Here is an 18,658-nt window from a genome sequence, read left to right on the forward strand (position 1 = left end):
ATAAATCCAGCGTTCGATTTACCGAACAGATGGCCAGAACGATGGCGGCAAGCCCCGGCCCGGACGAAACCTCGACAAGCCCGCAGCCAACCGTGGTGCTGGCGGCCCGCGCGGCCGCGCTCGATGCGGCGTTCGGCATGGCGGACGTTCCCGAGCGCCTCTCCGGCATCGTCGCGCAAGCCGCCGGCCCCGTCGTCTTCACCACCTCCTTCGGCCTCGAAGATCAGGTGCTGACCCATTTCATCGCGACCGCGAAGCTCCCGGTCATCTTCGCCACGCTCGATACCGGCCGGCTCTTTCCGGAGGTCTACGCCCTCTGGCAGGAGACGGAGGAGCGCTATGGCATCCTGATCCGCCCCTATTATCCGCGCCATGACGCGGTCGAGCTCTATGTTCGCCAGAACGGCATCAACGGCTTCTACGGCTCGCGCGATGCCCGCAAATCCTGCTGCGACATCCGCAAGGTGGAGCCGCTCGGCCGGGCTCTGGCCGGGGCCGATACCTGGCTGACCGGCCTGCGCGCCGACCAGTCAGCCGCGCGGGGCGGCGTCAAGCTGGCGGAGGCCGATGCGGCGCGCGGCCTCGTCAAGGCGAGCCCGCTGATCGACTGGTCGCGCGAACGCACGCTCGCCTTCGCCGAGGCGAACGACGTGCCGATCAACCCGCTGCACGCACAGGGCTTCGTCTCGATCGGCTGCCAGCCCTGCACCCGCGCCATCCGCCCCGGCGAGCCCGAGCGGGCCGGGCGCTGGTGGTGGGAGGACGATGCCGCCAAGGAATGCGGCCTGCATGTCGGGTCGGACGGAAAGCTGGCGCGCGCCAAAATCGCGCCGGCGGAGGCCCACGCATGATCCAGCTCAGCCATCTTCAGAAGCTCGAGGCGGAAGCCATCTTCATCATCCGCGAGGTGGTGGCGACATCGGACAAGCCGGTGCTGCTCTATTCGATCGGCAAGGATTCCGCCGTCCTGCTGCATCTGGCGATGAAGGCGTTCTACCCGGCCAAGCCGCCTTTCCCGCTGCTCCATGTCGATACGACCTGGAAGTTCCGCGACATGATCGCCTTCCGCGATGAGACGGCGGCGCGGCTGGGGCTCGATCTCATCGTCCACATCAACCAGGAGGGCGTGAGGGCCGGAATCAGCCCCTTCGCCTCGGGCTCGCGCGTCCATACCGACGTGATGAAGACGCAAGGGTTGAAGCAGGCGCTCGACCTCTACAAGTTCGATGCTGCCTTCGGCGGCGCGCGCCGCGACGAGGAGAAGAGCCGGGCCAAGGAACGCGTCTTCTCGCTTCGCAGCCCGGAGCATCGCTGGGATCCGAAGAACCAGCGCCCCGAGCCCTGGCAGCTCTTCAACACCCGCAAGCATCGCGGCGAGAGCTTTCGCGTGTTTCCGCTCTCGAACTGGACCGAGCGTGACGTCTGGGACTACATCGCGCTCGAGAACATCCCGGTCGTGCCGCTCTATTTTGCCGCGCCGCGCCCGGTCGTCCGGCGCGACGGCGCCTGGATCATGCGCGACGACGAGCGCATGGAGCTTCTCCCCGGCGAGGTCGTCGAGACCCGCATGGTCCGCTTCCGCACGCTCGGTTGCTACCCGCTGACCGGCGCTGTCGAGAGCGAGGCGGCCAGCCTCACCGACATCATCGCCGAGATGCGCTCGTCGCGATCCTCCGAGCGGCAGGGCCGCGTCATCGACCATGACGGCTCGGGCTCGATGGAGCAGAAGAAGCAGGAAGGCTATTTCTGATGAGCTTCGCCATCGCCAGGAATCTGGCCAAGAAGAACAAGGCACTGAGGCCGGCTCAGAACCTTCTCCCCGCCAACGATACGCCCAGCGCCTCCGAAACCGGCCAGCATTCGCTGCTGCGCTTCATCACTTGCGGCTCGGTCGATGACGGCAAGTCGACGCTGATCGGCCGTGTGCTCTACGAGGCCGGCGCGGTCTTCGACGACCAGCTCAGCGCGCTCGACAGCGATTCCCGCAAATTCGGCACGCAAGGCGCGGCGCCCGATTTCGCGCTTCTCGTCGATGGGCTTTCGGCCGAGCGCGAGCAGGGCATCACCATCGATGTCGCCTATCGCTATTTCGCGACCGACAGGCGCAGCTTCATCGTCGCCGACACGCCCGGCCACGAGCAATACACCCGCAACATGGCGACCGGCGCCTCGACAGCCGACCTCGCCATCATCCTGATCGATGCACGCAAGGGCCTGCTGCCGCAGACCCGCCGCCATTCCTTCATCGTCTCGTTGGTCGGCGTGCGCCATGTCGTGGTCGCGATCAACAAGATGGACCTCGTCGGCTATGACGAGGCGGTCTTCGAGCAGATCGCCGCCGATTACCGCGCGGCGGTGCAAAACCTCGGCTTCGCCTCGATCCGCTTCATTCCGGTCTCGGCGCGTGACGGCGAGAACGTCATGCGGCCCTCCGCCCTGATGCCCTGGTATGACGGCCCGGCGCTGCTGCCCTATCTCGAAAGCGTCGCGATCGCGCCCTCCGCACCGCGCGACGAGGGCTTCGTGCTGCCGGTGCAATGGGTCAACCGCCCGGATCTCGACTTCCGCGGCTATGCCGGCACGCCTGTCACCGGCCGGGCCCGCGTCGGCGATCCCATCGTGGCGCTGCCGTCCGGCCGCACGAGCCGCATCGCGCGATTGATCGGCGCGGCCGGCGAAGCCAGCCAGATCGCCGCCGGCCAGGCCGCGACGGTGACGCTGGAAGACGACATCGACATTTCGCGCGGCGACGTGATCGCTGCCGCGGGTTCGACGCTGCCGGTGAGCCGCGGGCTGAAGGCGCGTTTGCTCTGGACCGGCGAGCGCGCCATGCTCGAAGGCGGGCAGTTCCTCGTGAAGCTCGCGACGCAGAGCGCCAATGCCACGGTCGAGGCGCTGCATCACAGCATCGACATCGAGGGCTTCCAGCCCCTGCCGGCGCAGAGCCTGCGCATGAACGGCATCGGCCTCGTCACGCTCCGGCTCGACCGGCCGCTGGTCTCGCTGCCCTATGCGCGCAGCCATGAGCTCGGCGGCTTCATCCTGATCGACCGCATCAGCAACGAGACGGTCGCCTTCGGCTTCGTCGAGCCGGGCGAGGGCGAGGCCCGGCAGGCGGTGGGCGAGGGCGGGGCGCTGGCACGGGCGCAGCGCGGCGTCCTTCGCATCGTCGGCCGGAAGGGTACGCCGGATCGCAGAGCCTGGCTCGCGGCGGTGAGCTGGCGCGTTCTCAGCACGGCGGGGTTGTTCGTCGCGGCCTTCGCGCTGACGGCGAATGTGCCTGTCTCTCTGGCGCTCGCCTTCGGCGACATCCTGCTGCGACCGGGCCTGCGGGCGCTGCATATGCGGCTCTGGCGGAAGGTGCCGACCGGAACCTTGCAGGACGGGGCAGGGATCTGAGGAGCGGCGCCAGCGGCTTCTGCCGTGGGCGTCGAGAGTGTTGCGGTTGCCACGATGCGAGGCGGCATCCGGTTGGCCGAACTCAGGCCGCCTTGGCGTAGATCGTTTCGGTGGTGCCCTGCGCTGAGAGCTGCGACGCGCTGCCATAGGCTTGTGAGGCGTTCTGGAAGGCTTCCGGCGGCCGCCGGTGGTGATGCCGCTCGCCGGATTGTTGCAGCGAGGACTGGAAGGCCTTCACCTCGTCCTGCGAGACGGAGCCGTCGCCATTCTTGTCCAGCGAGCTGAAGAGCCGGTTCAACTGGTCGCTGTTCAGCCGGCTGTCCTTGAAAGCCGCGCTGAACTCGTCCTTGCTGATCCCGCCATTGACGTCGCTGTCGATCGCGTCGAAGGCCGACTTGCTGTCTTTATCGCTGTCGCTGTCGGAGGCAGCTTGGGCGTTCTGCGTTCCGCCCGCCTGGAGTGAGAACAGGAAGGACTGCAGCAGGCTGTCGGCCTTCTTGGCCTTGTCCTTGAACGCATCCGACTCGGCCTTGGTGATCGAGCCGTCGCCGTCCGTGTCGATCTTCTTGAAGAGCTCTTCGCTCTTGGCGCTGTCGGCACCCTTGGGGGCGGCGCTCTCGAACTCGTCGAGGCTGATGCCGCCGTCGCTGTTACTGTCGATCTGGTCGAAGCTGGGAGGTTTGTGGTGGGGGCGGAAGCCGCCGCCCACCCCGCTGATACTGGACATGGAGATACTCCGGGACACGTCGCGATCTTGCGACGCGTCCCGGATTCTGCGCTCGGAATCTTGGTGAATGCCTAATGAATGACGTTGCGTGAGTTGTCTTCTCGGCCGTGGAATCGCGGCGGTTTGACGCAGGCTGTCCTCAGCCGTCCACCACCGCCGTCGCCTCGATCTCCAGCAACGCCTCCGGCTCGACCAGCGCGGTGACCGCGACCACCGCCATGGCCGGGAAGTGCCGGCCGAAGACCTCGCGATAGACCGGTCCCATTTCCTTCAGGCTGGCGCGATAGGTCGCGATGTCCGTCACGTACCAGGTCAGCCGCACGATATCCTCGACGCGCCCGCCGCCGGCCTCGACCACCGCCCTGATGTTGAGGAAGGTCTGGCGGAGCTGGCCGATGAAGCCCTTGGCGAAGACGCCCTGCGCGTCCCAGCCGACAAGGCCGCCGGTGACCAGCACGCGGCCTTCCGCCACCATGCCGTTGGCATAGCCGCGCGGCTGCGGCCAGCCCTCGGGCAGGATGGCGCGGGATTGCGAATGGTCGGACATGGCGTATCGCCTCGATTTCGGCCGTTCAGGCTCTGTTGGAAGAAAGGTCAGCTCTCGCCTTGCGCGATCTGGCGGAGCGCGAAGCGTTGGAGCTTGCCGGTCGCCGTCTTCGGCAGGGCTTCGACGAAAGCGATGGCGCGCGGATATTTGTACGGCGCGATACCGGCCTTCACATGCTCCTGCAAGGCCTTGACCAGGGCGGCATCGCCGATGACGCCCTCGCGCAGCACGACATAGGCCTTCACGATCTGCCCGCGCTCGGGGCAGGGCGCGCCGACCACGCCGCATTCGGCCACGGCCTCGTGCGTCAGCAGGGCGGCCTCCACCTCGGGCCCGGCGATGTTGTAGCCGGCCGAGATGATCATGTCGTCGGAGCGGGCCTGGTACCAGAAATAGCCGTCGGCGTCGCGCAGATAGGTGTCGCCGGTGATGTTCCAGCCGTTCAGCACGTATTTCGCCTGCCGCGGGTCGGCGAGATAGCGGCAGCCGGTCGGGCCGCGCACGGCGAGCCGCCCCGGCGTGCCGTCCGGCACGTCGCGCCCTTCCTCGTCGACGATCTTGGCCTCGTAGCCCGGCACCGGAATTCCGGTCGAGCCCGGCCTGATCCTGTCGCGTGGCGCGCCGATGAAGATGTGCAGCATCTCGGTCGCGCCGATGCCGTCCATCAGCGGGATGCCGGTGCGCGCCTGCCAGGCGTCGAAGGTCGCCTTGGGCAGGGCCTCGCCGGCCGAGACGCAAATCCTGAGTGAAGAGATGTCGCGCCCGTCGAGCTTGTCGAGAATGGCGCGGTAGGCGGTCGGCGCGGTGAAGACGACGCTGACCTTGTAGCGCTCGATCGCGTCGATCAGATCGGCGGGGCCTGCCTTCTCGGGCAGCACCATCGCAGCGCCGATCCGCATCGGAAACAGCACGAGCCCGCCGAGCCCGAAGGTGAAGGCGAGCGGCGGCGAGCCGGTGAAGCGGTCATCGGCCGAGGCCTTCAGCACGCGTGCACCGTAGCAGTCGCAGATCGCCAGCATGTCCTGATGGAAATGCATCGTGCCCTTGGGCTCGCCGGTCGTGCCGGAGGTGAAGGCGATCAGGCAGACATCGTCGCGCGCGGTGTCTGCGGCCTCGAAGCGCTCATAGCCCGGCTGCGCCATCAGCGCCTCCAGCTCGCTCTCCGCGCCGCCGAAGGCGACGATGCGGGCAAGCTCCGGTACGTGCGCTCCGGCGGCTTCGAGATCGGCGGTAAGCCGATGGTCGCAGAGCGCCAGCGCGATCTTCGCCTTGCGCAGGGGATAGACGAGCTCGCCCACCCGCAGCATCGGCATGGTCGCGACCGCGACGCCGCCGGCCTTGATGACGGCGAGATAGGCCGCGACCATCATCGGCGTGTTGCCGGCGCGCAGCAGCACGCGGTTGCCGCTGATCATTCCGAGATCACGGCTCAGCACATTGGCGATGCGGTTCACTTTCTCGGCGAGATCGGCATAGCTCCACTCGAGACCGGCCGCGACAACGGCGGTGCGTCGGCCGCGTCCCTCGGTGATGTGCCGGTCGAGCAGTTCGGCGACGCAGTTCAGCCTTTCGGGATAGGCCAACCCTGCCTCTGCAAGTGTGAGATCGGGCCAGCTTTCGCGCGGCGGCAGGTTGTCCCGCGCAAAGCTGTCCTTATGTCCTGATCTCGCGAATCCGGTTGCTGTCATTGCGTTCCCCTGCCTTTTCGGCATGTAGTTTCAGCAGGTCGCGCGCGATCACGACCTTCTGGACCTCGCTGGCGCCCTCGTAGATGCGCAGCGCTCTGATCTCCCGGTACAATTCCTCCACCTTGACGCCCTTGGTGACGCCGAGGCCGCCATGGATCTGGACGGCCCGGTCGATCACGCTCTGGGCGTTCTCCGTCGCGACGAGTTTGGCCAGCGCCGCCTCCCGGGTGACGCGGGGCGCGCCGCGATCCTTGGTCCAGGCGGCGCGGTAGACGAGAAGGGCGGCGGCATCGACCTCAGCCGCGCTGTCGGCGATGGCCGCCTGCGAGAGCTGAAGGTCGCCGAGCGTGCCACCGAAGAGCTTGCGGCCATTGGCGTGCGAAATCGTCTCGTGCAGCGCCCGTCGGGCGAAGCCGAGCGCGGCGGCGCCGACCGTCGAGCGGAAGATGTCGAGCGTCGCCATCGCGACCTTGAAGCCCTCGCCCGGCCCGCCGATGCGGTTTTCGAGCGGCACGCGGCAACCCTCGAAGCGCAAGGTCGCCAGCGGATGCGGCGCGATCACCTCGATGCGCTCCGCAATGGTGAGGCCAGGCGTATCGGCTTCGACCAGGAAGGCGGAGAGCCCGCGCGCGCCCGGCGCCTCGCCGGTGCGGGCGAAGACGATGTAATGGTCGGCGATGCCGCCATTGGAGATCCAGCTCTTCTCGCCGTCGATGCGGACATGGCTGTTACCGTCAGCTGTCGCGGTCGTCGCCATGGCGGCGACATCGGAGCCGGCCTCCTTCTCGGAAAGGGCGAAGGCCGCGATGCGCTTGCCGGCCGCGACATCCGGCAGGATGCGCTGCTTCATCGCCTCCGAGCCTGCGATGCTGATCGAGCCGGTCCCGAGCCCCTGCATGGCGAAGGCGAAATCAGCGAGCCCGTCATGCGCCGCCAGGATCTCGCGGGCGAGGCAGAGCGTGCGGACATCGAGCTTGTCGGAAAGCCCGCCATAGGCCGCCGGCACGGCAGCCTTCAGGAAGCCAGCCGCACCCAAGGCCGCGACGCGCGCCCGGCAGGCCTCGTCGACATCGTCATGCGGCAAATCGGCGAGATAGGAATCGGCCCAGCCGGAGAGCTCCGTGGCGAAGGCGCGGTGGCGATCCTCGAAGAACGGCCAGTCCAGCGTGTCGCCGAGGATATCGAGGCCGAGGCGAGGGGAGCCGCTCATCTCAGTTGCCCTCGAAGACCGGCTTCTGTTTCGCGGCGAAGGCGTGATAGGCGCGGGAAAAGTCCTCGGTCTGCATGCACAAAGCCTGCGCCACGGCCTCGGCCTCGATCGCGCTCTCGACCGACATCGCCCATTCCATTTCCAGCATGCGCTTGGTCATGGCGTTGGCGAAGGTGGGGCCGTCCGCCAGCTCGGCCGCGAGGGCTTGCGCTTCCGGCAGCACGGCCTCGGATGCGCAGAGCCGGTTGAGGAAGCCCCAGCGTTCCGCTTCCTCGCCCTTGAGCACGCGGCCGGTATAGAGCAGCTCGGCGGCGCGGCCCTGGCCGATGATGCGCGGCAGCATCGCGCAGGCGCCCATGTCGCAGCCGGCCAGGCCGACGCGGTTGAACAGGAAGGCGATCTTGCTGCCGGCCGTGCCGAGCCGCAGGTCGGAGGCCATGGCGACGATCGCGCCGGCTCCCGCGCAGATGCCGTCGATCGCGGCGATGATCGGCTGCGGGCAGGCGCGCATCGCCTTGACCAGCTCGCCGGTCATCCGGGTGAACTTGAGCAGGTCCTTGGTCTCCATCGCGACCAGCGGCCCGATGATCTCGAAGACGTCGCCGCCCGAGGAGAAATTGCCGCCGGCGCCGGTCACGACGATCGCCTTGACCTCTTCCTCCTTCTGCGCGGCAAGGAAGAAATCCGTGAGTTCGCGGTAGCTTGCGAAGGTCAGCGGATTCTTTTTCTCAGGCCGGTTCAGTGTCACCGTCGCGACCTTGCCGGAGACCGAGAGAGCGAAATGCTGCGGCGTGAAGCCGGCCAGCGGCAGGATCGTGGCGTTGGCGGCGATCATCAGGCGTTTCCCTTCGCGGCCTCGTCGGCGGCATCCTTCGCGCGGTCGGCGATGGCACGATGCAGCGAGGTCTTGGTTTCTCCGAGCAACCGGAAGAGCTGCGCGAGCTCGGGCTGGTCGAGTCCGGCGAAGAGCTCGGCGATCCAGCCTTCATGGCGTTCGGCCATGGCCCGGAAGGCCTTGCGACCCGAAGCCGTCAGCGTGAGGATCTGCACGCGCCGGTCCTGCGGGGCGGAGCGCTTGTCGACGAGCCCATCCGTCACCAGCCCGGCCACGACGGCGGTGACATTGCCATTCGACACCATCAGGCGCTGCGAGACCTCGCCCACCGTCATGCCGACGGCGGTCTTGTCGAGCTGGGCCATCAGGTCGAAACGCGGCAGCGTGGTCTTGAATTCCTCACGCAAACGGTTGCGGATCTCGGTCTCGATCAGGGTCGAGCAGGTGAGCAGGCGCAGCCAGAGCCTGAGCTCGTCCTTGTGGTCGCCGGGGCGCTCGCTAGCCTTGGTCTCGCGGTCGAGCATCGGGGCGGAGGAGGGTGTCTCCATCTCAGAACTCCCCACCATTGATCATGAGCGACTGGCCGGTGACGGCATCGCTGCCGGACCCGCAGAGATAGAGCACGGCGGCCGCGACCTCTTCGGGCGCGATCAGCCGGCCTTGCGGATTGTCCCTGACCATCTCGGCCAATGCCTGCTCGCGGCTCTTGCCGGTCTTCGCCGCGATGGTGTCGAGCCCGCTCGCGACCATGTCGGTATCGGCGTAACCGGGGCAGACGGCGTTGACGGTGACGCCGGAGCGGGCCGTCTCCAGCGCCAGCGACTTCACCAGCCCGACCACGGCATGCTTCGCCGCCACATAGGCGCTGACATAAGGATAGCCGCGATGCCCGGCGGTCGAGGCGATGGCGATCAGCCGGCCGCGGCGCTGTTCCAGCATCGCCGGCAGCACGGCGTGGAACAGATTGACGGTGCCGATCAGGTTGATCTCGACCATCCGGCGGAAACGTTTGCTGTCGCTGCGCATGAACGGGCCGGTCTCGACCGCGCCGGCATTGGCGATGGCGATGTCGAAGCCATGTCCACCGGAGAGATGATCGAGCGCGGATGAGACGGCACTCTCGTCGCGCACGTCGCAAGGAGCGAAATCGGCGGCGACTCCCGCAGCCACGGCGTCGCGCAGAGAGGTTTCATCGCGCCCGAGGATGCTGACCCGCGCTCCGGCCTGCGTCAGTGCCGCGGCGATGGCTCGGCCGATGCCGCGTCCGCCTCCCGTCACCAGCGCGTGCCGTTCCCGCAGAGTCATGATCGCTCGACCTCCTCCGCAGAACATATTTTAAGTCTCAATCAATTTGCAAGCGGCTCGTCGGGCGCCGGCGGACACGCCGGCGCCGTTCTGGGGGCGTCGGGGCTGGTCTGCAGGGCCTGAAGCCCTCATCCTGAGGAGCTGCCCCGTCGGTAATGGCGTCTCGAAGGGTGCTTCCGGGGGCACCTGCAGGTCTCTTGACCGTCTTTCGAGATGCCGCTGCGTGACTCCTCAGGATGGGGCTGCGGGGGGTCGATGGGGTTTCGGCTCCGTTGTTGAGTGTCCGATTTGAAGGTTGCAAAAGTCTCTTGAGCTCAAAAATATTTTAGGCTTAAAATAATATCATCAGCCGGATCGGCTGGTGCTCTGGAGGAGGCGTCGATGCGCATTGCGGTCGTGGGCGGCGGGCCGGCAGGGCTCTATTTCGCGCTGCTGATGAAACGTGACTGGCCGGAGATTGCGGTCGATGTCTTCGAGCGCAACCAGGCGGACGACACCTTCGGCTTCGGCGTCGTGTTCTCCGATCAGACGCTCGACACGTTCAAGGCGGCGGATGCCGAGAGCTATGCCGCGATCCGCGACAACTTCGCCTATTGGGACGACATCGAGATCCACTTCAAGGACACGGTCCACCGCGTTCCCGGCAACGGCTTCTGCGGCTGCTCGCGTCGCTCGCTGCTGATGCTGGTGCAGGCGAGGGCGCGCGCGCTCGGCGTCGGGCTGCATTTCGGCGAGGAGATTGCCGATATCGAGGCGCTGAAGCGCGATTACGACCTTGTCGTCGCTGCCGACGGCATCAACAGCCGCATCCGCGAGAACTGGCGCGACCGCTTCCAGCCGCAGACCGACCTGCGGCCGAACAAGTTCACCTGGATGGGTTCGACCCGGCCCTTCGACGCCTTCACCTTCTTCTTCAAGCAGACCGAGCACGGGCTCTTCATCGCCCATTGCTACCAATACGAGGCCGGGCGCTCGACCTGGGTGCTGGAAACCGACCCCGAGACCTTCGAGAAGGCCGGGCTCGGCAAACTCGACGAGGCGCAGTCGGCCGCCTTCCTCGAAGGCGTCTTCGCCGAGGAGCTCGAAGGCCACAAGCTCATCACCAATCGCTCGCTATGGCGCAATTTCCCGATGATCCGCTGCCGGAATTGGGTGAGCGAGAACGTCGTGCTGATCGGCGACGCCAAGGCGACGGCGCATTTCTCGATCGGTTCCGGCACCAAGCTCGCGATGGAGGATGCCATCGCCCTGCACAGGGCGATGGGGCAGGCGAAGCTCGATGTCACGGCGGGCCTGAAGCTGTTCGAGACGCAGCGCCGCGAGGAGGTCGAGAAGACCCAGCATGCCGCGGATGTCTCGCTGGTCTGGTTCGAGGAATTGAAGCGCTTCTGGGATTTCGAGCCGCTGCGCTTCGCATTCGGCCTGATGACGCGCTCCAAGGCGATCACCTACGACAATCTGGCCCTGCGCGCGCCGGAAATGGTCACGGCCGTCGACAAGCTCGTCGCCGACGGGCTCGGAGACCTCGCCAAGCGCCGCAAGGACGGCTCGCCGGTCCCGCCGGCCTTCCAGCCCTTCAAGCTGCGCGAGATGCAGGTCGAGAACCGCATGACGCTCTCGCCGATGTGCCAGTACTCCGCCGAGGACGGCCTGCCGGGCGATTGGCACCTGATGCATTACGGCTCGCGCGCCATCGGTGGGCCCGGGCTGATCTTCACCGAGATGACCTGCATCGCGCCCGATGCCCGGATTACCCCCGGCTGCACCGGCCTGTGGAACGACGAGCAGGAAGTCGCCTGGAAGCGGATCGTCGATTTCGTGCACAGCCACTCCGCCGCGAAGATCTGCCTCCAGCTCGGCCATGCCGGCCGCAAGGGCGCGACCAAGCTGATGTGGGAGGGCATGGACCGGCCTCTGCCGGAAGGCGCCTGGCCGATCATCTCGGCCTCGCCTCTGCCCTATTATCCGGAAAGCCAGGTGCCGCGCGAGATGGCCCGCGCCGACATGGACCGGGTCAAGGCCGAGTTCGTCGCCGCCGCCGAACGGGGGATGCGCGCCGATTTCGACATGCTGGAGCTGCACTGCGCCCATGGCTATCTGCTGGCGAGCTTCCTCTCGCCGCTGACCAACAGGCGCACCGACGACTATGGCGGCTCGGTCGAGAACCGCCTGCGCTATCCGCTGGAGGTTTTCCGAGCGCTGCGCGAGGCCTGGCCGCGGGAGAAGCCGATGTCGGTGCGCATCTCCGCCACTGACTGGGCCGAGGGCGGCCTCTCCGCCGCCGACTCCGTCGCCATCGCCGAGGCTTTCGCTGCCGAGGGCTGCGACCTCGTCGACGTCTCGACCGGCCAGACCGCTCGGGAATCGCGCCCCATCTACGGCCGCATGTTCCAGACGCCGTTCTCGGACCGCATCCGCAACGAGGCGGAGGTCGCGACCATGTGCGTCGGCAACATCACCTCCGCCGATCAGGTCAACACCATCATTGCCGCCGGCCGCGCCGATCTCGTCGCGCTCGGGCGGCCGCATCTGGCCGATCCGTCCTTCGTGCTCCGCGCCGCCGCCTGGTACGGCGTCGATACAGAGCAGCCGGTGCAATATGCGCCCGGCAAGGACCAGCTCATGCGCAACACCCCGCGCGAGCGCGAGGAGCTGGAAGCGCTGAAGCTCAAGGCCAAGCCGACGCGCCACGCCGCCCAAGCGTAGGCCTGGCTTAGAGCTTGCTGATCTCGAGCGGAAAACGCGCCGGCATCCCGGGCTTGACCCGGGATCCATGCCGGAGCGCTTCCGTTTGACGTTCAGGCATGGATCCCGGCTCTTCGCTTCGCTGCGACCGGGATGACTCGCGTGTCGGCGCGGGCTCGAACGCTGTCCTACTTGCCGCCCTGCGAACGCCCCGAAGGCGAGACGTCGGGAATGGTCGGTGCCGTGGCCGGGCGTTCCCCGAAAGGATTGGCCGAGGGCGGGTTACGCCGCAGGCGGAAGGCGAGATAGACGCCGGTCGCGGCCGAGAGCAGGCCGAGATAGATCAGCATCCCCTGCGGCCCGATGACCTGCATGAAGGCGGTCGAGACCAGCGGGCCGATGGCCGAGCCCGTCGCCCAGAGGAAGAGGAGCTGCGCCGAGAGGCCGAGCGCCCGCTCGCGGCCGAGCCGGAAATAGGCATGTGCGACGGCAACGGTATAGATCGGCATGCTGCCGGCGCCGATCAGCGCGAACAGCCCGAACAGCCAGAACCGGCTATGGGGCAGGGCGAACCAGAGCACGACGCCCAGCGCCAGCGTGCAGAGCACCACCGAGGCGGTGGCGCTGAGCATGATCTTGCGGCTCTCGACCCGGTCCGCCAGCAGGCCGAGCGGCCATTGCAGCACCAGCGCGCCGATCTGGATGCCGGCGGTCAGCAGGATCGCCCATTTCTGGTCGAGGCCGATCAGGATGCCATAGGCCGGCGCGACGTTGGAGAGCGCCCCGCCCATCAGCCCGACATAGAGGCAGCCGATGACGGCGGCCGGGGCATACTGCCAGATCGTGTTCAGCCTGACCGAGATCACGGCGCCCGATTCCGGGCCCCTGGCTTTCGTCATGCCGACCGGGATCAGCGCCAGCGAGAACGCCGCGCTGGCGAACAGGAAGATCTCGCTCGACTGCATCGCGACATAGCCGACGCCGATCTGCGAGCCGATCAGGGCAAGCCGGTTGATGATCTGGTACAGGCCGAAGATGCGCCCGCGCTGGCCGGCCTTCGCCTGGCCGCTGATCCAGCTCTCGATGCAGATGGCGTGGCCTGCGCCGGCGAAGCCCATGCCCAGCCGCGACAACCCCCAGATGTCGATCGGCGTCTGCCCGAAGCTCAGCGTCAGCACTGCCTGCAACGCCGCGAAGACGGCGAAGGCGCGGATATGCCCCACGCGCCGGATGAAAGCGGGAATGATGAAGCAGCCGGCGAGGAAGCCGACCGAATAGGCCGAGCCGACCAGGCCGATCAGCAGCGGCGCCTTCTGGGCGAGCGCCATCTTGAGCGGGATGACCGTGTTCACGATCGTCGCGGCGATTTGCAGGATGAGCGCGCCGCTCACGATGGCGCCGAGCGCCGCGACCGAACTCGTTCTCGCCTCGGCTGGCGGCGTCACGGGAGGCGCTGCCTCCTGCGTGGCCGTCTCTGCGGGCTGCGGTCCTTGCGACATGTGCGATTCGGCCAGGCTGGGGAGAGGACCAGGTCCCTTCGCCCGGAAAGATGAACTAATCGCGGCGGGTGAGCCAGAAAAACCCTCTCTTTGCGAATGACCGCCCTGCGCCTTGCAACCCGCGCCTTGATGGTGCCGCCTTTGCGTGGCCTTCGGGGCCCGCGACACGTCGCGCCGCTTCACCACCCACCGCCTAAAAAAAGCGCGGTCGGCTTCACCGACGATTAACCAACACGGCGCTTTATCGGAGAAGAACGTAGTTTGGGTTCTCCCAGCATGGCCGGACGCATCGTCACGCGCCGCGCATCCCGTTGCCTCGGGGTGTGGCGGAACGAGCATGCGCGCCTGTCGAGGCCGGGCGTGGCGTTGGCGTATCGAGAGTGCGGGCAATGAGCTATGGCAGACATGCGCGGCGGAGCGGGGCGCCCCATCTGCGTCTTCGGCGGCGTCGTCGCCCCATCGGCCGGACCCTGTTCTGGGCGGCCGCGCTCTGCCTCGGAGCGATGACGGGCTTCCGCTTGCTCGATCATGTCGCGCCGCATGATCCCAGCGTCGATGTTGCCGCCAACGACAAGAAAGCCGCCATCTCCCAGGTGATCAGGCCACCTGCGCCGGAGCGCCTCGCCGGAACGACCACCGAGCGGGCCTATGGCGGCCTGCTCGATCCGCATTTCGCCGGCACGACCCCGACCTCGCTCGCGCAGAGCCGGCCAGTCGGCTCCGCGATGCGCCTGGCCGCGGTGCCGGAAGCGCTCGATCTGCCGGATTCGGGTTCGGTTCTGCCGCTGCCGTCGCAGGCGCCCGTGAGCCTGGCCGAAAAGGCGCCGCTGCCGGCGTCGCGTCCCTCGGAGCTGATCGCGTCCGTTCCGCCCGAGACGGCCTCGCAGGAGATCGCCGGCCTCGCTGCCGCTCCGTTCCCCGTGCCGCGTCCGGCCGAGCTGGTGCCGCCGCCTGCCGAGGCCCAGCCGCCGCGCCTGGCGCAGCAGCCGGCGACATCGGCCCGCCGCAGCCGGGTCGCTGCCGCCACGCCCGCGCCGACGTCCGAGGACAATCGCAATTTCTTCGAGAAGCTCTTCGGCGTGCAGAAGCAGCAGCCGGCGGGCACGGCGCTGGCCTATGCCGCGCCGCAGGATGACGTCGTCGACCGCGGTCGCGTCGCGCGCCTCAGCCCCTCGGCCGGCACGCCGCCGCGCACCGCCGAGGCCGGCACCGCGATCTACGATATCAGCGCCAAGATGGTCTACATGCCCAATGGCGAGCGGCTCGAGGCCCATTCCGGCCTGGGCGAGATGATGGACAATCCCAGCTACGCCCATGTCCGCATGAAGGGCGTCACCCCGCCGCACACCTACACGCTGACCGAGCGCGAGGCGCTGTTCCATGGCGTGCGCGCCATCCGGCTCAATCCGGTCGGCGGCTCGGGCGCGATCCACGGCCGCGCCGGTCTCCTCGCCCACACCTATCTGCTCGGGCCGCGCGGTGACTCGAACGGCTGCATCTCGTTCAAGGACTACGAACGCTTCCTGCAGGCCTTCCTGCGCGGCGAGGTGAGACGGATCGTGGTGGTCGCGAGCCTGTGACGGAAGCACGCCGTCATTAGGGGCATGTCACAAGCATGAGCCCGGAACGACCCGTGGTCCGGGTAAAGCCAGCAAGCTCTAGCGCCGTTGCGAACGGTTCCCGATCCACAGCACGGCGCCTGTGACCATCAGAACGCAGCCCAGGAAGAAGGGCGGGATGAACAGGCTGAGCGCCTCGGTATCCTCCCAGCGCAGGCGGAAGTTCTTGCAGCCTCCGCAAGCGTAGGCGTTGAGCCAGACCCAGCCCGCGAAGGTCACGGAGCAGACGAGTGCCCCGAGACCTGCAAATAACCAGCTCGCCAGACGCATGACCGCGCTGTCTCTTGCGAAAGCGAGCGGCCTCAGCCGCTTGCCGTCTTGGCCTTGGCGGGAGCCTTCGCGGCTGCAGCCTTCTTGGCCGGCGCCTTCTTCGCGGCGGGCTTTTTCGCCGGTGCCTTGGCCTTTGCCGCAGCACCCGCGGCCTTCGCCTTGCCCTTGGCGCCGCCTTTCGCCTCGGCCTTGGCGTTCGCCAGCTCGATGGCCTGCTCCAGCGTGATGCTCTCCGCGGTCATCGTCTTGGGCAGTGTCGCGAAGATCTTGCCCCAGGCGACATAGGGGCCGTACTTGCCGGCCTTCACTTCCAGAGCACCGCCGGCGGGATGATCGCCGAGCGCCCGTCCCGGTGTCGATGCCCGGCCGCCGCGCCCACCGCCGCTTTCCTTGGCGACGATTAGGTCGATGGCGCGGTTGGCGCCGAGCTCGAGCACGTCGTCGCCCTTGTCGATATTGGCGTAGGTCTTGCCGTGCTGCACGTAAGGCCCGTAGCGACCGATGCCGACGAGGATGGGCTCGCCGCTTTCGGGGTGCCGCGCCACCTCACGCGGCAGGGAGAGCAGGGCCAGCGCCTTCTCCAGCGTCACGCTGGCCGGGCTCATGCCCTTGGGCAGGCTGGAGCGCTTCGGCTTCTCGCCCTCGCCGAGCTGGATATAGGGGCCGAAGCGGCCGTCGCGCATCGTGACCTCGAGGCTCGTCACCGGATCGGTGCCGAGGATGCGCACGCCGGGTGCGCCCTGGCCGCCCTCGGCCGAGGCCTCGCCATCGGCGGCGGGCACGGAGAGGGGCCGCGTATAGCGGCATTCCGGATAGTTCGAGCAGCCGACGAAGGCGCCGAACTTGCCGAGCTTGAGCGAAAGCTGGCCGTTGCCGCAGGTCGGGCAGATCCGCGGGTCGGAACCGTCGGCCTTCTGCGGGAAGATATAGTCGCCGAGGACGCCGTTCAGCGCCTCCAGCACGTCGCCGACGCGCAGATCCTTGGTCTCGCCGATGGAGGCGGTGAATTCCTCCCAGAACTCGCGCAGCAGCGCCTTCCAGTCGATCTCGGCGTTGGAGACGCGGTCGAGCTTCTCCTCCAGGTTCGCGGTGAAGTCGAACTCGACATAGCGCTTGAAGAAGCTCTCCAGGAACGAGGTCACCAGCATGCCCTTGTCCTCGGGCACGAGGCGCTTCTTCTCGATGCGGACATATTCGCGGTCGCGCAGGGTCGAGAGCGTCGCGGCATAGGTCGAGGGCCGGCCGATGCCGAGCTCTTCCATGCGCTTGACCAGGCTCGCTTCCGAGAAGCGGGGCGGCGGTTCGGTGAAATGCTGGTCGGCGGCGATGGCGCGCTTCTCCAGCCTGTCGGCCGCCTTCATCGCCGGCAGCTTCTTGGAGTCCTCGTCTTCCTCGTCGTCGCGGCTTTCCTGATAGAGCGTCAGGAAGCCGTCGAAGAGCACGACCTGGCCGGAGGCGCGCAGCTCCAGATTGCGGGCGCCGACCTTGGCGGCGATGTCGACCGTGGTGCGTTCCATCTCGGCCGATTCCATCTGGCTCGCGATGGTGCGCTTCCAGATCAGCTCGTAGAGCTTCGCCTGTTCCGGCTCGAGATGACGCATGACCTGCGCCGGCAGGCGGCCGAGATCGGTCGGGCGGATGGCCTCGTGAGCCTCCTGCGCGTTCTTGGCCTTGACCGTGTATTTGCGCGGCACGCTCGGCACGTAGCGGTCGCCGAATTCCTTGCCGATGACGCTGCGCGCGGCGGTGATGGCCGAGCCGTCCATGTCGACGCCGTCGGTTCGCATATAGGTGATGAGGCCGACCGTCTCGCCGCCGATATCGACGCCCTCATAGAGGCGCTGGGCGAGCTGCATGGTCCGGGCCGGGGCGAGACCCAGCTTGCGCGAGGCTTCCTGCTGCAGCGTCGAGGTCTGGAAGGGCGGGTAGGGGTGGCGCTTGACCGGCTTGGCCTCGACCTCGGTCACGGTGAAGAGCGCGGTTTCCAGGGCCTCCTTGAAGGCCTTGGCCTCCTCGGCATTGCCGATGTCGAGCCTTGCGATCTTCTTGCCGTCGGCGCCGACGAGACGGGCCTCGAAGGTCTGACCGGATTCGGTCGCGAGCGTCGCGACGAGCGACCAGTATTCGCGGGCCCGGAACGCTTCGATCTCGCGCTCGCGGTCGCAGACCAGGCGCAGCGCCACGGACTGGACGCGCCCGGCCGAGCGGGCGCCCGGCAGCTTGCGCCACAGCACCGGCGAAAGGGTGAAGCCGACGAGGTAGTCGAGCGCGCGGCGCGCCAGATAGGCATCGACCAGCGCCTGGTCGATGGCGCGGGGATTGGCCAGCGCCTTCTGCACGGCGTCCTTGGTGACGGCGTTGAAGGTGACGCGCTCGACGGGGATGCCCTTGAGCACGCGCTTCTGGTTCAGGGCCTCCAGCACATGCCAGGAGATCGCCTCGCCCTCGCGATCCGGGTCGGTGGCGAGGATCAGCTTCTCGGCGCCCTTCACGGCGCGCGCGATCTCGGCGACCTGCTTGGCGCCGCGCCCCTCGATCTCCCACTTCATCGCGAAATCATTGTCGGGCTCGACCGAGCCGTCCTTGGCCGGCAGGTCGCGAATGTGCCCGAACGAGGCGATGACCTCGTAGTCGGAGCCGAGATATTTGTTGATCGTCTTGGCCTTGGCCGGCGACTCGACGACGAGGAGCTTCATGGTTTTCGTGTCTCGATGACAGCCCTGATCAGAGCGCGGAACCGGCCGTAACGGACGGGTCCGCGACCCGCAAGACCTGTGCGGTTCGGAATTGCGCGCGAAAGTGGTTCAGCGGGCGAGCCGTGTCAAACGCCGATTGCGCTTTCCGGGATGGGGGAGAGCGTTTAGGGCCTTCCAC

The 18,658-nt window shown here is 67.5% G+C and carries 15 protein-coding genes; 5 read left to right on the plus strand and 10 right to left on the minus strand.

The window, feature by feature from the left end; translation table 11 throughout:
- The first annotated feature begins 41 nt into the window (after positions 1–41).
- From IED13_RS04255 to IED13_RS04265, 3 genes are read left to right on the plus strand one after another with little or no spacing between them, the layout of a single operon-like run.
- Positions 42–851: a phosphoadenylyl-sulfate reductase gene (locus IED13_RS04255; protein ID WP_191123478.1), complete on the plus strand. Its 810-nt coding sequence runs from the start codon at positions 42–44 to the stop codon at positions 849–851.
- Positions 848–1,750 (plus strand): sulfate adenylyltransferase subunit CysD, encoded by a 903-nt coding sequence (gene cysD, locus IED13_RS04260; RefSeq protein ID WP_038368167.1) that lies wholly within the window; start codon positions 848–850, stop codon positions 1,748–1,750. Before IED13_RS04255 ends, cysD begins: the two co-directional genes overlap by 4 nt.
- Complete coding sequence (locus tag IED13_RS04265; protein WP_191123479.1) at positions 1,750–3,399, plus strand: GTP-binding protein; 1,650 nt, start codon at positions 1,750–1,752, stop codon at positions 3,397–3,399. The genes cysD and IED13_RS04265 overlap by 1 nt, the downstream gene beginning before the upstream one ends.
- Before the next feature lie 82 nt (positions 3,400–3,481).
- Here the strand turns inward: IED13_RS04265 and IED13_RS04270 are convergent, their stop codons facing one another.
- From IED13_RS04270 to IED13_RS04300, 7 genes are all read right to left on the minus strand, one after another.
- Positions 3,482–4,126, minus strand: a complete 645-nt coding sequence (locus IED13_RS04270) for an EF-hand domain-containing protein (protein WP_191123480.1) — start codon at positions 4,124–4,126, stop codon at positions 3,482–3,484.
- 139 nt (positions 4,127–4,265) lie between these two features.
- A complete protein-coding gene (locus tag IED13_RS04275) occupies positions 4,266–4,673 on the minus strand; it encodes a RidA family protein (protein WP_191123481.1) in 408 nt (135 codons plus the stop codon).
- Between the two features lie 47 nt (positions 4,674–4,720).
- Positions 4,721–6,361: a benzoate-CoA ligase family protein gene (locus IED13_RS04280; RefSeq protein ID WP_248312441.1), complete on the minus strand. Its 1,641-nt coding sequence runs from the start codon at positions 6,359–6,361 to the stop codon at positions 4,721–4,723.
- Positions 6,327–7,571 (minus strand): acyl-CoA dehydrogenase family protein, encoded by a 1,245-nt coding sequence (locus IED13_RS04285; protein WP_191123483.1) that lies wholly within the window; start codon positions 7,569–7,571, stop codon positions 6,327–6,329. The genes IED13_RS04280 and IED13_RS04285 overlap by 35 nt, the downstream gene beginning before the upstream one ends.
- A gap of 1 nt (position 7,572) precedes the next feature.
- Positions 7,573–8,406 carry an enoyl-CoA hydratase family protein gene (locus IED13_RS04290; protein WP_191123484.1) on the minus strand — a complete coding sequence of 278 codons (834 nt, stop codon included), beginning with the start codon at positions 8,404–8,406 and terminating at the stop codon, positions 7,573–7,575.
- Positions 8,406–8,954, minus strand: coding sequence for a MarR family winged helix-turn-helix transcriptional regulator (locus IED13_RS04295; RefSeq protein ID WP_248312442.1), 549 nt, complete (start codon positions 8,952–8,954; stop codon positions 8,406–8,408). The genes IED13_RS04290 and IED13_RS04295 overlap by 1 nt, the downstream gene beginning before the upstream one ends.
- 1 nt (position 8,955) lies before the next feature.
- Positions 8,956–9,711, minus strand: a complete 756-nt coding sequence (locus IED13_RS04300) for an SDR family NAD(P)-dependent oxidoreductase (RefSeq protein WP_191123485.1) — start codon at positions 9,709–9,711, stop codon at positions 8,956–8,958.
- Between the two features lie 381 nt (positions 9,712–10,092).
- On the opposite strand from IED13_RS04300, the gene IED13_RS04305 reads away from it, so the two are divergent.
- Positions 10,093–12,417, plus strand: a complete 2,325-nt coding sequence (locus IED13_RS04305) for a bifunctional salicylyl-CoA 5-hydroxylase/oxidoreductase (protein WP_191123486.1) — start codon at positions 10,093–10,095, stop codon at positions 12,415–12,417.
- A gap of 167 nt (positions 12,418–12,584) precedes the next feature.
- Here IED13_RS04305 and IED13_RS29155 read toward each other — a convergent pair whose 3' ends face one another.
- Positions 12,585–13,841, minus strand: a complete 1,257-nt coding sequence (locus tag IED13_RS29155) for an MFS transporter (protein WP_162719961.1) — start codon at positions 13,839–13,841, stop codon at positions 12,585–12,587.
- Between the two features lie 557 nt (positions 13,842–14,398).
- On the opposite strand from IED13_RS29155, the gene IED13_RS04315 reads away from it, so the two are divergent.
- Positions 14,399–15,475 (plus strand): tlde1 domain-containing protein, encoded by a 1,077-nt coding sequence (locus IED13_RS04315; protein WP_191123595.1) that lies wholly within the window; start codon positions 14,399–14,401, stop codon positions 15,473–15,475.
- Positions 15,476–15,553: 78 nt separating this feature from the next.
- On the opposite strand, the gene IED13_RS04320 is transcribed toward IED13_RS04315, so the two are convergent.
- Both IED13_RS04320 and topA read right to left on the minus strand, forming a co-directional pair.
- Positions 15,554–15,784, minus strand: coding sequence for a hypothetical protein (locus IED13_RS04320; protein ID WP_038368152.1), 231 nt, complete (start codon positions 15,782–15,784; stop codon positions 15,554–15,556).
- A 32-nt stretch (positions 15,785–15,816) separates the two neighbouring features.
- On the minus strand, positions 15,817–18,480 hold the full coding sequence (gene topA / locus IED13_RS04325; protein ID WP_191123487.1) for a type I DNA topoisomerase: 2,664 nt from the start codon (positions 18,478–18,480) through the stop codon (positions 15,817–15,819).
- Positions 18,481–18,658: the final 178 nt, after the last annotated feature.

This window comes from Allobosea spartocytisi (genome assembly GCF_014764685.1).
Lineage (GTDB): Bacteria > Pseudomonadota > Alphaproteobacteria > Rhizobiales > Beijerinckiaceae > Allobosea > Allobosea spartocytisi.